General features: G+C 63.1%; 11 protein-coding genes and 1 pseudogene. 9 read left to right on the top strand and 3 right to left on the bottom strand.

Features of this window, described 5'->3' with window-relative positions; genetic code table 11:
* The first annotated feature begins 349 nt into the window (after positions 1-349).
* The 6 genes and pseudogenes from JN302_RS28600 to JN302_RS28580 all read left to right on the top strand — a co-directional run bounded on the left by JN302_RS28600 (position 350) and on the right by JN302_RS28580 (position 7134).
* Positions 350-2224: an ABC transporter ATP-binding protein/permease gene (locus JN302_RS28600; protein WP_202329960.1), complete on the top strand. Its 1875-nt coding sequence runs from the start codon at positions 350-352 to the stop codon at positions 2222-2224.
* A gap of 90 nt (positions 2225-2314) precedes the next feature.
* Positions 2315-2371 (top strand): annotated as a pseudogene (locus JN302_RS40045) (IS200/IS605 family transposase); the annotation flags it as partial.
* Positions 2372-2380: 9 nt separating this feature from the next.
* Positions 2381-2611, top strand: coding sequence for a hypothetical protein (locus JN302_RS39280; protein WP_244846798.1), 231 nt, complete (start codon positions 2381-2383; stop codon positions 2609-2611).
* Between the two features lie 144 nt (positions 2612-2755).
* Positions 2756-3778, top strand: coding sequence for a helix-turn-helix transcriptional regulator (locus tag JN302_RS28590; protein WP_202329959.1), 1023 nt, complete (start codon positions 2756-2758; stop codon positions 3776-3778).
* Between the two features lie 87 nt (positions 3779-3865).
* The gene (locus JN302_RS28585; protein WP_202307580.1) at positions 3866-5470 is read left to right on the top strand and encodes a DUF1254 domain-containing protein; all 1605 of its coding nucleotides are present in this window, start codon (positions 3866-3868) and stop codon (positions 5468-5470) included.
* Positions 5471-5532: 62 nt separating this feature from the next.
* The gene (locus JN302_RS28580) at positions 5533-7134 is read left to right on the top strand and encodes a DUF1254 domain-containing protein (RefSeq protein WP_202329958.1); all 1602 of its coding nucleotides are present in this window, start codon (positions 5533-5535) and stop codon (positions 7132-7134) included.
* Between the two features lie 400 nt (positions 7135-7534).
* Here the strand turns inward: JN302_RS28580 and JN302_RS28575 are convergent, their stop codons facing one another.
* Complete coding sequence (locus JN302_RS28575; protein ID WP_202307578.1) at positions 7535-8338, bottom strand: helix-turn-helix domain-containing protein; 804 nt, start codon at positions 8336-8338, stop codon at positions 7535-7537.
* Positions 8339-8486: 148 nt separating this feature from the next.
* Here JN302_RS28575 and JN302_RS28570 point away from each other — a divergent pair, with 148 nt between their 5' ends.
* The 3 genes from JN302_RS28570 to JN302_RS28560 all read left to right on the top strand — a co-directional run bounded on the left by JN302_RS28570 (position 8487) and on the right by JN302_RS28560 (position 12196).
* Complete coding sequence (locus JN302_RS28570) at positions 8487-8879, top strand: hypothetical protein (protein ID WP_202329957.1); 393 nt, start codon at positions 8487-8489, stop codon at positions 8877-8879.
* A 22-nt stretch (positions 8880-8901) separates the two neighbouring features.
* A complete protein-coding gene (locus JN302_RS28565; protein WP_202329956.1) occupies positions 8902-9345 on the top strand; it encodes a PaaI family thioesterase in 444 nt (147 codons plus the stop codon).
* Between the two features lie 685 nt (positions 9346-10030).
* On the top strand, positions 10031-12196 hold the full coding sequence (locus tag JN302_RS28560; RefSeq protein WP_202329955.1) for an adenylate/guanylate cyclase domain-containing protein: 2166 nt from the start codon (positions 10031-10033) through the stop codon (positions 12194-12196).
* 38 nt (positions 12197-12234) lie between these two features.
* On the opposite strand, the gene JN302_RS28555 is transcribed toward JN302_RS28560, so the two are convergent.
* Positions 12235-12744, bottom strand: a complete 510-nt coding sequence (locus JN302_RS28555) for a YHS domain-containing (seleno)protein (RefSeq protein WP_446720683.1) — start codon at positions 12742-12744, stop codon at positions 12235-12237.
* 14 nt (positions 12745-12758) lie between these two features.
* Positions 12759-13343, bottom strand: coding sequence for an ankyrin repeat domain-containing protein (locus tag JN302_RS28550; RefSeq protein ID WP_202329954.1), 585 nt, complete (start codon positions 13341-13343; stop codon positions 12759-12761).
* Between the last annotated feature and the right edge of the window lie 8 nt (positions 13344-13351).

The raw sequence follows: 13351 nt of genomic DNA, 5'->3' as shown, positions 1-13351 counted from the left end.
CGGAAATTCCTTCCTACCTCCGCGCATTCGCCGATCAGTGGAGGCCCATGGAGAGGCCTCGGTCGGCGGCGATGCGGGACATGAAGGTGACCGGCCAATCTGCCGATGCGCGATGAAGCCGCATGGGCCTTAAGTGGCGATTGACAAAGTCCTGGAAGTCCTGTCCGGCCTCACGCAAAAATAAAACGTTTTGCAATTCTGTGATCAGGGGGGTACCCTTCCAACAACAAAAATAGTCAAGGGTGGGTGTGAAGTGATTCGGATACGGATCGCAGGAGCCCGATTCGGCCTATTTGGTGGGAAACGCCGCAGCGCGACGCGACCACCACCTTCCAGTCCTGTTTCCTCGATGCGCAGCTTCTGGGGTCTCATGAGAGCCTATTGGTTCTCGGACAGTTGGAAGGAAGCCTGGTTCCTGACCGTCGTCATCGCCTTGCTGACGGCGGCTGCGAGTAAAGCAAGCGTGTGGATGGCCGAGGCCTCGGGCGAGCTCGTCGATGCGATCGCCTTCTTCCACGATCAGGAGCGGAATACCGATCCGCTACAGAACCTGCTGACGAGCGCCGGTACGCTGTTCCTGCTGGTGCTTATGAAGGATGCCGGCCTCATCGCCATCCGCCACCTGGCCTCTTCCACGCTGCATCGCAAATGGCGTGCCTGGCTGGACGGGCGCTTCAACGAGGCGCTTCTCGACGGCAACCATACCCATTTCCACGTCCAGCACGGCGGGGCGGACAGCGCGGGAAAGCCGCAGCCCGCACCTGACAATGTCGATCAGCGCGTGCAGGAATCGATCAAGGGCATGACCGGCGGCGCCATCGGCCTCGCCATGGGCGTCTTCGGTGTGGCCATGTCGCTCCTGTTCGTCGGGCAGAAGCTGATCGAGACCTCTACCGTGGTGGGTGGGCTTGAGTTCCTCGGCATCTATGGCAGCGCCACCCTGGCCTTTGCGGCGGTCGCTCTCTACGTCCCGGTCAACACGCTGATCGCCCTCAAGCTCGGCGGCATATTGGAGCGGCTGAACATCGCCATCCAGCGCGCCGAGGGCAGCTACCGCGGCGAGCTCACCACGCTTTTGCGGCGCAGTTTCCACGTCGCGGCCGCGCGCGGCGAGCAGGTGCAGAAAGCCATGCACCGCCGGCTCTACAGGGAGATCGACGGCACCTGGTCCAAGCTCAACTGGGTGAATGCCGGCTACCAGTCGTTCGAACTGGTCTACAATTTCGTCGCCGCGAGGATCGTCGCCTACGGGCCGGGACTTCTCCCCTATGCCAACGGCAGCGTCAGCCTGAAGAGCTATGTGACCGGCGCCGAACTGGTCAATTCGCTGATCGTGCAATGTTCCTGGTTCATACACGTGATGCCGGCGATCGCCAGCCTGAAGGCCAACGCCAAGCGCGTCACCGATCTGGCCCAGGTCATCGAGGATGTGCGCAAGCCCGACGATTTCTACCGTCTCACCGGTCAGTCCGAGTTCCAGTACAGCACCCAGCACGCGGTCTTCGGCCTCACCGTCCGGCAGCTCGAACTGATGCATCAGGGGGACGACATGGTTCCGTTCCTCACGGTCGCCAATCTGCGCTTCCGGCGGGGTGAGTGGACCTTCCTGAAGGGACCTTCCGGATGCGGCAAGACATCGCTGCTCAAGGCGATCAACGGCCTGTGGCCCTACGGTCGGGGTGACATCGCGTTGCCGGAAGGCGTGCGCTCGATGTATGCCGCTCAGGAGGTGAAGCTGCCGCCGCTTTCGCTCAAGGCTCTCGTCTGCCTGCCCGACGACGCCGACGGCCATACCGGGACGCGCGCGGCTGCCGCCCTTCACAAGGCCGGCCTCGGCGAATTCATCGAATATCTCGATGAGGAAGCGCGGGAGGGCCGGCCATGGGATCAGGTCTTGTCCGGCGGCCAGAAGCAGAAACTCGTGCTTGCCCGCATCCTGCTCCACAAGCCCGATCTTCTGTTCCTCGACGAAGCGACCGGCGCGCTCGACCCTGCGGGCAAGGTCGCGTTCCATCAGGCGCTCAAGGTCAACTGCGCTGGCATCACCGTGATCAGCGTGATGCATGAGGCCGAGCCGCCGAGGTCGAGCACCGGGGCGCACTTCTACGACAGCGTCGTCACCTTCGAGGCCGGGACAGCCGCGAAGGGCCCTGTCGAGGAGACGAAGCCGAAGCGCGCGGCTCCGATCGTGCAGCCTGCACGGACGCGCACATTGCCGGCATGACGGGCCGAAGCGCCCTTTGGCGCGCCGAACGTTATCGCGTGCGTTCCAGCACCTGAAAGGGCGCACTTGGCATAGGCTGCTGGCGGGATCTTGCGCAAGCGTTGCTGGGGGCAACAGCTGTGGGCGAGGGGCTATTGGACCACAACTCGTGGCAACGTGACCGACGAGATGTGGGTGGAGTACATCCAGAACCAGACGCCACCCGAACCCGACGACAATTTCAACGTGACGCGCCTGCCCGCCGAAGGGCGGGCCGATCCGGTTTCAGGCCGCACTGAAGCTACCGACCTTCAGGCGGTGGAGAATTCACTGAATCCGACGGTGAAGGATTTCACTCACTTGCACTATCCCAACGCCGGTTTGATCTATGAGAGTCGCTCGCGCTGAAGTCTAGGTGCCGAAATGGTCTAATGCCACGTGGCTACCGACAACATAGGCGCATGCACAGAGTAAGTACTCTGGATTTCGGATCGCGGAGTTTCATTTGTCATGATGTCCTTATATGGTGGCTCGCAAATCCAAGGACAGCACATGCAGCCGGTTCCCCAAGTGCGCGTGAGTGCCTACCTACCCTTCATTCAATACATGGAGCGACAGGGCGCTGCTTTCCAACAGGAATTTGGGGACACGCTGCTTCCGGCCGTCGCCGCTAAAAATGTCGAGGCGCTGGTTCCGATCCACCTTGCCCATGCTTTCCTGGCCAGATGCGCACGCTCCGCCGATGCTGCGGATTTGGGATATGTGGTCGGTCGGGCGGCGACCGTCGAAGGGCTCGGCGCGTTCGGTCGGAGTCTGCTGCGCTCGCTTACCCTGCACGATGCCCTGGGAAAGGTTCGTTCGACCTTCGCGCTCTATAGTTCGGCCGAGCGGCTGTGGTGGAGGCGCTCGCTCGGGAATGTCGAGTTCCTGCATACTCATCTCTATGAGACGGGGCCTGGCAGCCTTTATGCGCAGCAGTGCGCGCTGTTCCTGATGCGAGACCTTGTCCGGCTCGTCGCTGGACCGCAATGGCAGCCGCCGGCCGTACTGATCACGCCAAGACATGACGTCGCGGTGACCCGGCATGCCTTCGGGACGGCCGATGTGCGCGTCGGAGAAGTCTGCGGGATTATGTTTCCGGTGGAATTGCTGAGTCTGCCGTTCGTCCGGCCCCTCGGCGGCGCAGCCACCCCCGAGCGTGACTTGACAGCGTTCGAGGCGTCCGCCCCGGCCAACGATTTCGTCGGGTCGGTGAAGCAGATCATCGCGGCGCTGATGGCGGAGGGCCACACCCATCTGAACTCCATCGCCGAGGCGCTGCGTTTGCATTCCCGAACGCTGCAGCGAAAACTATCCGAGAGCGAGATCGAATTTTCACAGCTTCTCGCCGAGGTCCGCTTCGTGGCGGCGGCGAGACTGCTGGACGATCCCAGGCGGCGGGTGATCGACGTCGCCTTCGAGCTCGGCTACGCCGACTCGGCCAATTTTACGCGCGCGTTCCGGCAGTGGACGGGGGTGTCGCCTTCCGACTTCCGTCGGTTGAGGGAGAAGGCTCGCTGTCGCGAAATGACATGACGCTGCGGCATGGCACAGTGTAGCCCGGGGGGGGAACTGGCCACCGGCTTGCCCCGTCGCGGGTGACGTTAACGAGGAGACGATCAGATGAAGCGACTATCCATTTGCGCAGGCGCGCTGCTTTTCGCCGGACAGGTAAGCGTCGTACTGGCGCAGGCCCCTATCCCCGAATCGATCTCGACGCCAGACACGGTGGAGACGCGTATCGGCACTTTGAAGTTCAAGGACGGGGCTCCCAGCGCGGAGACCGCGAACAAACTCTACGACAATCTCGACTTCACCTACGCCTATCGCGCCTTCATGGACAATCTGCGCGGCGTGAGTATACATGCCCTGAAGAAAGGCATGCAGGACATCGGCATGAAGGAGAACGATGTGCTCGTTTTCTCCGAGCTGATGGACGCGAAATCGCTGTTCCTGACGGCCAATGCCGACACGGTCTATGTCATGGGGTACCTTGACCTCAGCAAGGGTCCCGTGGTCGTCGAGACACCGCCAAAGTTCCTCGGCGCGGTGCAGGACGCATGGTTCCGCTGGGTGATTGACATCGGACTCCCCGGGCCGGACCGTGGCGAAGGCGGCAAATACCTGATCGTGGGCCCGGATTATGACGGGCCGTTGCCAGAGGGGGGATTCTACGTCGCCAAGGCGCGCACCAACACGGTCCTGTGGTTCGGCCGCTCTTTCCTCGAGAACGGCAGCGATCCCAAGCCGGTGGTGGAGACGATCAAGCAATCGACAAAAGTCTATCCATACGAAGAAGGCGGCGTCGGCACGCCGATCGCCGAATTCCTTGCCGGCAAGGCGAAACTTGGCCGCGTCGAACCGGCGCCCGCCACCGTGTTCCACGAAGGCAGCGGCAAGGTGATGAACACTGTGCCGCCGAACGACTGGACCTTCTATGAGATGCTGAACGAGGTCGTGCAGAGCGAGCCCGCCACCGCGCTCGACCCCGAACTGATGGGCCCGGTCGCGGCGATCGGCATCGTCAAGGGCAAGCCCTTCGCCCCCGACGAGCGGATGAAGAAGATCATGACCGAGGCGCTGGCGCTCGCCAACGCGACGTCGCGCACGCTGTTCATGCATCCGCGCGACGAGAGCTGGTTCTATTATCCTGACTCGTCGTGGATCAACTATCTGTTCCAGACCGGCTACGAATTCGAAACGCCGATCCCCGAGATCACCGCCGAGGGTGTCAAGCCCTTCCCGCCGACCGGCTATCGGACCATGAACGCGCGCAGCAACTTCTTCTACGGCGTCACCGGCATCACGCCCGCCATGGCGATGCGGCTGACCGGCATCGGCTCGACCTACCTCTGGACCATGCTGGATGCTGACAAGCACGCATTCGATGGCGCCAAGACATACAAGGTAACCCTGCCGAAGGGCATTCCGGAGGAGAATTTCTGGTCCGTCACGGTCTACGACAACATGTCCCGTTCGATGCTCGACACGCCGCAGCGTTATCCGCGCGCCGGCAGCCAGAGCTATCCGTCTCCGGCGGCCGAGGCGGACGCCGACGGCTCGACCACGATCTGGTTCGCGCCGGAGCAGCCGGAAGGCGTGGGCCGCGGCAACTGGATCCAGACCGACCCCGAGAAGGGCTGGTTCACGATCCTGCGCCTCTACAGCCCGCTCAAGCCGTTCTTCGACAAGAGCTGGCGGCCGAGCGAAGTCGAGCTGGTCAACTGAACCGCGAGGCGGCGGGCAACCGCCGCTCCTATTTCATCCTGAATCGGGAGAAGAACAGACCCATGCTATACAAGATGTTTGCGGCCGCTGCGGTCGCGCTCCTCACCGCCGGCACGCCCGGCGGTGCCATGGCCGAGATGCCCCAGGCGATCACCACGCCCGACAGCGTGGAGACCCGGATCGGTACGCTCACCTTCAGGGATGGCGTGCCGGACCCGGATACCGCGAAGGCGATTTATGACAATCTCGACTTCACGTACGCCTTCCGCGCTTTCACCGATACCTTGCAGGGCGTGAGTGTCGAGGCGATCCGACAGGGCATGGAGTCAGCCGGCATCAAGGACAACGAGTTCATCCTGTTCTCGAAGCTGATGGATGCGAATTCCATCTTCCTGACGGCGAATGCCGACACCATCTACTACTTTTCGTTCGTGAACCTGTCGGACGGACCGATGGTGCTCGAGACGCCCCCTGGCGCTCTCGGCACAATCGACGACATGTGGTTTCGCTGGGTGACCGATTTCGGCCGCCCCGGCCCGGACCGCGGCGAAGGCGGCAAGTACCTCCTCGTCGGACCCGGCTACGACGGGTTTCTGCCCGATGGTGGATACTACGTTGCCCGTTCGCGGACCAACCGGGTTCTGGTGCTCGGCCGCTCCTTCCTGCAGAACGACGATCCCGCGCCCGTGGTAGACGAGATCAAGGCGACGACAAAGCTCTATCCATATCCTGAGGGCGGTGTCGGCATGTCGATCGGCCGGTTCCTTGAGGGTGGCGTCAAGCTCAGCCGCGACGCCGAGCCCAAGTCGCCGGTGTTCCACGAGGGGACTGGGCTCGTGATGAACACCGTGCCCCCGAACGACTACAGCTACTTCGAGATGCTGAACGACCTGGTGCAGGCTGAGCCGGCGGCCGTGATCGATCCCGAACTGATGGGGCCGATCGCAGCAATCGGAATCGTCAAGGGCGAGCCGTTCGCGCCGGACGAGCGGATGAAGAAGATACTGACCGAGGCGGTAACGCTTGCCAATGCAACGAGCCGCACGCTCGGCTTCGAGCCGGAATATTCGGGTGTCTACTATTACGAGGACTCTCAGTGGTGGAACCCCCTGTTCGCGGGCGGCTATCTATTCGAGACTCCGCCGCCCGAGATCACGGCGGAGGGCGCCAAGCCGCTTCCGGCAAGTGGTTACCGACGGATGCAGGCGCGGACAGCGTTCTTCTACATCGCCACCGGCATCACCCCGGCAATGGTCATGCGCCTGACCAATGTCGGCTCGCAATATCTAGGTTCCATGAAGGACGCGAACGGCGACTATTTCGATGGCGCCAGGACCTACAAGGTGACGCTGCCGAAAGGCATTCCTGCCGCCGCGTTCTGGTCGTTCACGCTCTACGACAACCAGAGCCGGTCAATGCTGGCAACGCCGCAGAAATATCCGCGAGCCGGCAGCCAGTCGTTCCCTTCACCCGCGGCGGAAGCGAATGCCGATGGCTCGACGACCGTGTGGTTCGCGCCGGAGCAGCCGGAAGGCGTGGCCCGCGGCAACTGGATCCAGACCGACCCCAAGAAGGGCTGGTTCACCCTTTTGCGCCTCTACAGCCCGCTCGAGCCGTTCTTCGACAAGAGCTGGCGGCCGAGCGAGGTCGAACTGGTGAAATAGGAGCACGGGGCCGATTTCGCGATCGGCCCCTGCAACCCGGCCACGTAGAGGGTTCCGCACCACAAGCGGGAGGTACCAAGGACGATGCGGCAGACGCGAGCCACGCTCAACTGCGGCAGGCCAGCGTCAAGTCCAGGAGGATCAGGAAATTGCCGGGAAGGGTCGTCTCCGACCTTCGTCGGGCGGGGCCGGCGTCCGAACGGGGTCGGTTTGCAAACCCGGTACTCGTCAAGAGGTCAGCAGTCGTCGTTGCAAAGACAGAAGCTGCCAGCCCCTTTCGCGCGCCCCAAACATTCATTCGACGATCGGCAGGGCAACGACCACTCAATGGCACGAAGCGGTCGTGCAACGCGTCACCCCTGAATGACCGCTTCCCACTCGATGCGTCAGCCTTTCAGCGCTAGGCTGAAGGCAGTCCCATCTTCTGCAAGGCGAAACGGGTCGCCTCGTCGGCCGGGAAGAAGGATTCGATCGCCAGTTCCGACAGCGTGACGTCCACCGGCGTGCCGAATACGGTGATTGTGCTGATCAGCGAAAGAACGACGTCTCCCATCCTGATCCTGAGCGGATGAACGATCGCGGTGCCTTCGTCGTGGACGACGGGGCCGCGCGTGAGCGCGCCGGGATAGGTCCGCAATTCGGCTTCCAGCTCGCCCAGCACGGGATCGCCGAAGGTTTCGTTCTGGCGGCGCAGCCGCTCCAGGAGATGAGCCCGCCACTCGCCGAGATTGACGATACGCGGCGCGAGCCCTCCTGGATGCAGGCTGAGCCGCAGCACGTTGACAGGCGGCGCCAGCAGCGAGGCCTCCGCGATATCGGCCATGAACGGAGCAATCGCGCCATTGGCCCTGACGAGGTTCCAGTGCCGGTCGACGGCGAGCGCCGGATTGGGCTCGTGTCCCTTCAAGACCTGTTCGATCGCGTCCATCGCAGGCCTGAGCGAGGGGTGCTCGAGTTGCCTTTCGCCGAAGCTGGGCGCGAAGCCTGCGGCCAGGAGCAGCCGGTTGCGCTGGCGCAAGGGTATGTCGAGCCGCTCGGCCAGATGCAGCACCATCTCGCGGGACGGGGCCGCCCTGCCGCTCTCGACGAAGCTCAGATGCCGCTGGGATATTTCGGCCTCCGCGGCCAGGTCGAGCTGGCTCATGCGCCGCCTTGTGCGCCATTGGCGGATCATGCCGCCGACCGTGTCATCCGTCTGTTCCATGCCACGAAGCTAACCGATCGGCGGTGGTCATTCTATTACCTCAAGCGTAATCGCCCGGCTTCGGACGGGATGCGATGTTCTCCGCCATCGGATCAGCCGATGCGAGGCCGCCGGCAACCGAAGAGAGCAACGCCAAGGAGAAATTCCCATGTCGATTTCTGTTTCCCCGTTCCTGCGCAACGCATTGATCGCCGACACGCTGGCCACCGGCGCAACCGCCATCATCATGGTCGCCGGCGCCGGCTTGCTCGGTCCGCTGCTGGGACTGCCGCAAGGGCTTCTCTTCTGGGCGGGTGTGGCGCTCGTGCCTTTCGTCGCCCTTCTCCTGGTCACGGCGCGGCGCCAGACGGTTTCCCGCCTCGTCCTGATCGACATCATCGCCATCAACGTCCTTTGGGTGGTCGCCAGCTTCGGGCTGCTGATCTCCGGCTCTGTGGCCCCCAACGTTCTCGGTATCGCCTTCGTTACCGCCCAGGCGCTGACCGTAGCCTTGTTTGCCGAACTGCAATTCGTCGGCCTGCGCCGTTCGGCGGCGGCTTGACCCCCGCAGAAGGAGGACGGCAATGCATGCGATCGCACGCGGATGGATCGAGGATGTCCTGGCGAAGTCGCCCTTCGCGGCACCGCTGGGGATCGAGGTGGTCGAGGCGGAAACGGACAGGGTGGTCATGAAGCTCCCGTTCCGCCCGCAACTCGCGACGGTGGGATCGATCGTCCATGGCGGCGCGATCGCGACCCTGGTGGACGTGACGGGAGCGGCGGCGTCCGCTTCCGGCCTTGCCGACGGTGATGCCGTCGGCGGAGCGACCGCCAATCTGGCGATCGCCTATCTGGCCGCAGCGGACGGCTGTGATCTCACCGCCGAGGCGCTCGTCATCCAGCGCGGGCGGAACCAGACAGTGTCTGATGTTACCGTGCGCGACGACGCGGGCCGCCTGGTGGCGAAGGGCATGGTGACCAGCCGGATCTTTCGGCGGCCTGTGACCGGCGGAGCTTCGGCGAGGTAGCTACCGCATCGGCCCGAAAACCGTGCTCGAGTTTCGGAAAGCACGATGCGTAGATCACATGTGATGGAGTGTCCTTTGCGCGTCCAGACGGGCGCGCGGCGCTCAAGTGGTGAAAGTCCGACGTCTGGTACCCTCGAGGGGAACTCCGCATTCGATCCCATTTGGAAGTTCACTCGCCCTTGGTTGAATTCACGCTCATGACCCCAAGCCGCCCTTGCCTACAACCGAAACGTATGTCGCGATCCAAGAAGGAGCAGACATTCGGACCCGGTGCTGATCGGGCTGTTTTCGGCGCCTTTTGCCAGCTGACTCCGCAGATTCGCGCACTTGCCGATATACCACTACTCCCGGTTCCCGAGCGTCGCCGGCCAGCGACGATGCCAGTCGCGGAAGAGTTCGGTGACCAGCGCGAGCGCCGTATTAGGCCGTTCCGATTAGGTGTCGTACCGGCATGCGCCAGGCACTGTATTCGGATGGAAAGCGACACTTGGGCGCGCCGGCGAATTTCCGGAGAAGCCATCACAACGCGCGGCTGAAACACTATCGAAGCCATTGTCAAGGCGCTCAATTCCGAAGCGACGTAACGGTGACAGAGACTCGCGCCGACCATGATTGAGATCGCAAGGGCCTCGGCGTAATCTTGCCTTCATAGCAGCGGCGTGGTCGCTCTTGCGAAGGGCAAGGAATGGATCGCCGGCTTGCCGCCGTCCTGATCGCTGATGTTGTTGGCTATGGCCGCCTGAGCCAAGCTGACGAAGAAGGTACGCGCGCGCGCTTCCAAGCCGATCTGCGCGAGGTCTTTGAGCCGAGAATCGCCGCGCATCATGGGCGCCTGGTCAAGACCATGGGCGACGGGCTACTCGTGGAGTTCCCCAGCGTGGTGGATGCGGTACGCTGCGCGGTCGAAGTCCAGCGCGCCAAGTCCGAGCGCAACTTTGGCGTTGCGGCCGACCGCCGGCTCGTGTTTCGCGTTGGCGTCAATCTCGGCGACGTGATCCTCGAGGACGACGACATTCACGGCGACGGCGTGATCATCGCCGATCGATTGCAGAGCCTTGCCGACCCAGGCGGCGTGATGATCTCCGGCAGCGCCTTCGATCAGACCAGTCACAAGGCCGATGTAGGCTTCGCTTGTCTTGGTGAGCAACGCGTTAAGAACATCGCCGATCCCGTGCGTGTCTATCGCGTCCTGCTCGACCCCGCGGCGGCCGGGAAAGTCATCGGGGCAACCCCCAACGCGGGCGCTCGACCGCTAATTCTGGGGGCGGTGGGTGCACTCGTCATCGCCGCCGTCGCGGCCCTCTTGGTCTGGCAATGGATCGCGCCGCCCAATCGGCCATCGCTCGCTGTTCTGCCGTTTGCAAACCTAAGCGGCGATCCCGGGGAGGAATACTTCGCCGATGGTATCACCGACGATCTCATTACGGACCTTGCCCAACTGGCGGGGCTCGTGGTAATCGCCCGCAATTCGGTCTTCACGTACAAGGGTCGACCGGTCGTTCTGCGGGATGTGGCGCGCGACCTCGATGTCCGGTACGTCGTGGAAGGCAGCGTCCGGCGAAGCGGCGACCGGATCCACGTCAATGCCAAGCTCATCGACACGGCAACCGGCGACCATCTGGTGGCCAAAGAGTTCGACCGAAGCGCGGCGGATGTCTTCGCTATCGAGGACGAGGTGGTCCGCCACATCGTCGAGGCTCTTGGCGTGCGGCCGACGGCAGCGGAGCAGGAGCAGATAGCGCGGCCACCGACCACGAACCTCGAGGCCTATGACTACTATCTGCGTGGCGAACAGGCAGAGAGAACCGGCCTGTTCCGGGAAGCGTTGCAGTTCTACGCGAAAGCGACCATGCTCGATCCTGCCTTTGCTGACGCCTATGCTGCGGACGCGCGCAGCGCTGTCGATATCTGGCGCAACGTCTTTGACGACATCTTGCCGGGTCCCGTGGCGCGGAAACGGGCCTATGAGAAGGCCGGCCGCGCGCTGGAGCTGAATCCCGAATCTTCGCGGCCCTATGCCATCCTCGCCGGTCTCCAGGTCGTGGATCGCCGATATGAGGAGGCACTTGTGTCTGCTCGCCGGGCAGTAGCGCTGGGGCCCAGCGACTCCGAGGCACATGCGGTGCTGAGCTTGGTCCTCACTTTCTCTGGCCGCCATGCCGACGCGGTCGCTGCAATCGAATCCGCGCAGAAGTTCAACCCCAACCTCTCAATGAGCGAACGGCAAGTTGCCGGAATGGCGTTTTTGTTGCATGGCGATTACGTTCGGGCCATTGAAACCCTGGAGCGCGCCCGTGCCGAAGCACTGCGTGGTGAGGTCGGCATCTCTGGTCTGCTCGCCGCGGCCTATGCCCGCGCCGGTCGTTTGAGCGAGGCCCGCGCCGTGGCGGCGGAGGCGCGCCGTACGACCCCCCTTATTTCCATCGAGCTCTGGCGTGTTCAGTATGCCCATTTTCGCAATGGTCAGGACCTCGAGCGCGTCCTCGACGCCATGCGTGAAGCCGGTATTCCCCAATGGCCCTTTGACTTTCGCGGTGACGATCGTGACAGGCTGAAGGGGGAGGACATCTCGCGCCTCGCCCTCGGGCGGACATGGCGGGGACAGACCGAAGCGGGCGAGTCGGCTCTCCTGCAATTCGGTCGCGACGGCAAGACGGCATTTCGGACGCCGACACAAATCGTCACGGGAACCGCCTTTGTCGATCGGGACATGCTGTGCGAGCAGAGCGAGAACGTGCTGCTCGGCCGGCCCCGCTGCGGCCCTGTCTATCGGCGCACCCACGGCGCCGGCGAGCCCGCCTATACCTATGTTAATGTATTCACGGTCTTCCATTTTTCGCCCGTCGAGTAGGTCCGCTGCCCGTCTCGACGTCGCACCTCGATTGGCCATCACTGGAACCCGTCTTGCTCAAGCTGAGTCTTGACGGCGGGCCAATTGGCCTCGGCCTCTGCCAAGGCATCGCTCGGGCGGGCCTTGAACTTGGCCATGTATTCCTTGCTGTAACTGAGGTACAGCTTGCCGTCGATGATCGCCCACGCTTCTGGATCGATATTGATCGTGGCCCCTTTGTCGGCCACTTCCCCGACGCAGTAGCCGCCGTATTGTGGCGCATACTTGGTTGGGTCACCGATGAAGAGCTCACGGTGCTTGCCGTTCGCGAACTGCCACGGGGTCCCCAACCAGTCATAGGAGAACTCCTCGGACCCCTTCATCGGCCGCCCTTCGGTGAAGTAGGCGACCGGGTCATAGCCCATGATCGCGACACCGCCGAAATAGCCCGTATTGACGGAGTCGGCGAGGGTAGGAACGCAACCGACCATCAAGGTGATCGAGAATGTCGCCACAAATGCTGATTCCCGAGTCGGGGTGACCACGTACTTTTGGATTGCCCCGTACATCTTCCGTCCTCCGTTTAGTCCCTCATCTCGATGCACAACGAGGCGCCATTGACCTCGGCCGGCGGGCAGACAGCGCCGTGGCGTTTGAGCACCCGTATGATGTCTCTATGGCCCTTGAAGCCGGCGCGCGTCATCGGCGTGTACCCATGACTCTCTGGCCGGTTGATATCAGCGCCCCGGGCGATAAGCAGTTCGAGCATGGCGACGTGATTCTCTTCCACGGCGACCATCAGCGGTGTCACGCCAGCCTTGTTGGCAGCGTCCTCGAGGACGGCGCCCTTGCCCAACAGCAGTTCTGCAATTCGCACACTGCCGGAATAAGCGGCCGCGTGGAGCGGCGTGAAGCCTCCGGCGTTACGCGCTATCACGTCAGCACCTTTGTTGAGTAGAAGCTCCACAACGCCCGGCTGGTCATTCAGCGCGGCAGCGATCAGAGGCGTAGCTTGGTCGCGATCACGGCTGTCCACTTCGGCTCCGCTTCCCAGCAGGCGCTCGACACCAGCGATGTCACCGGCGCTCACAGCGTCAAACAGGGAGGCGCCCGCTGCAGCGCCCATCGACGCCATCAGCACAACGGCTATCATAACGATTCGAAGCATGGTCGCGC

It is taken from the genome of Mesorhizobium sp. L-8-3 (genome assembly GCF_016756615.1).
GTDB lineage: Bacteria > Pseudomonadota > Alphaproteobacteria > Rhizobiales > Rhizobiaceae.
Note: the sequence above shows the minus strand (reverse complement) of the source record. Positions and strands in the feature narration are given on the sequence as shown.

What these genes read in the sequence shown, in the direction of transcription:
- JN302_RS28585 (WP_202307580.1), top strand. Translation starts at nt 3,866, where the DNA reads ATGAAGCGACTATCCATTTGCGCAGGCGCGCTGCTTTTCGCCGGACAG.
- JN302_RS28580 (WP_202329958.1), top strand. Translation starts at nt 5,533, where the DNA reads ATGCTATACAAGATGTTTGCGGCCGCTGCGGTCGCGCTCCTCACCGCC.
- JN302_RS28575 (WP_202307578.1), bottom strand. Translation starts at nt 8,338, where the DNA reads ATGGAACAGACGGATGACACGGTCGGCGGCATGATCCGCCAATGGCGC.
- JN302_RS28600 (WP_202329960.1), top strand. Translation starts at nt 350, where the DNA reads ATGCGCAGCTTCTGGGGTCTCATGAGAGCCTATTGGTTCTCGGACAGT.
- JN302_RS28565 (WP_202329956.1), top strand. Translation starts at nt 8,902, where the DNA reads ATGCATGCGATCGCACGCGGATGGATCGAGGATGTCCTGGCGAAGTCG.
- JN302_RS28570 (WP_202329957.1), top strand. Translation starts at nt 8,487, where the DNA reads ATGTCGATTTCTGTTTCCCCGTTCCTGCGCAACGCATTGATCGCCGAC.
- JN302_RS28555 (WP_446720683.1), bottom strand. Translation starts at nt 12,744, where the DNA reads ATGTACGGGGCAATCCAAAAGTACGTGGTCACCCCGACTCGGGAATCA.
- JN302_RS28590 (WP_202329959.1), top strand. Translation starts at nt 2,756, where the DNA reads ATGCAGCCGGTTCCCCAAGTGCGCGTGAGTGCCTACCTACCCTTCATT.
- JN302_RS28550 (WP_202329954.1), bottom strand. Translation starts at nt 13,343, where the DNA reads ATGCTTCGAATCGTTATGATAGCCGTTGTGCTGATGGCGTCGATGGGC.
- JN302_RS28560 (WP_202329955.1), top strand. Translation starts at nt 10,031, where the DNA reads ATGGATCGCCGGCTTGCCGCCGTCCTGATCGCTGATGTTGTTGGCTAT.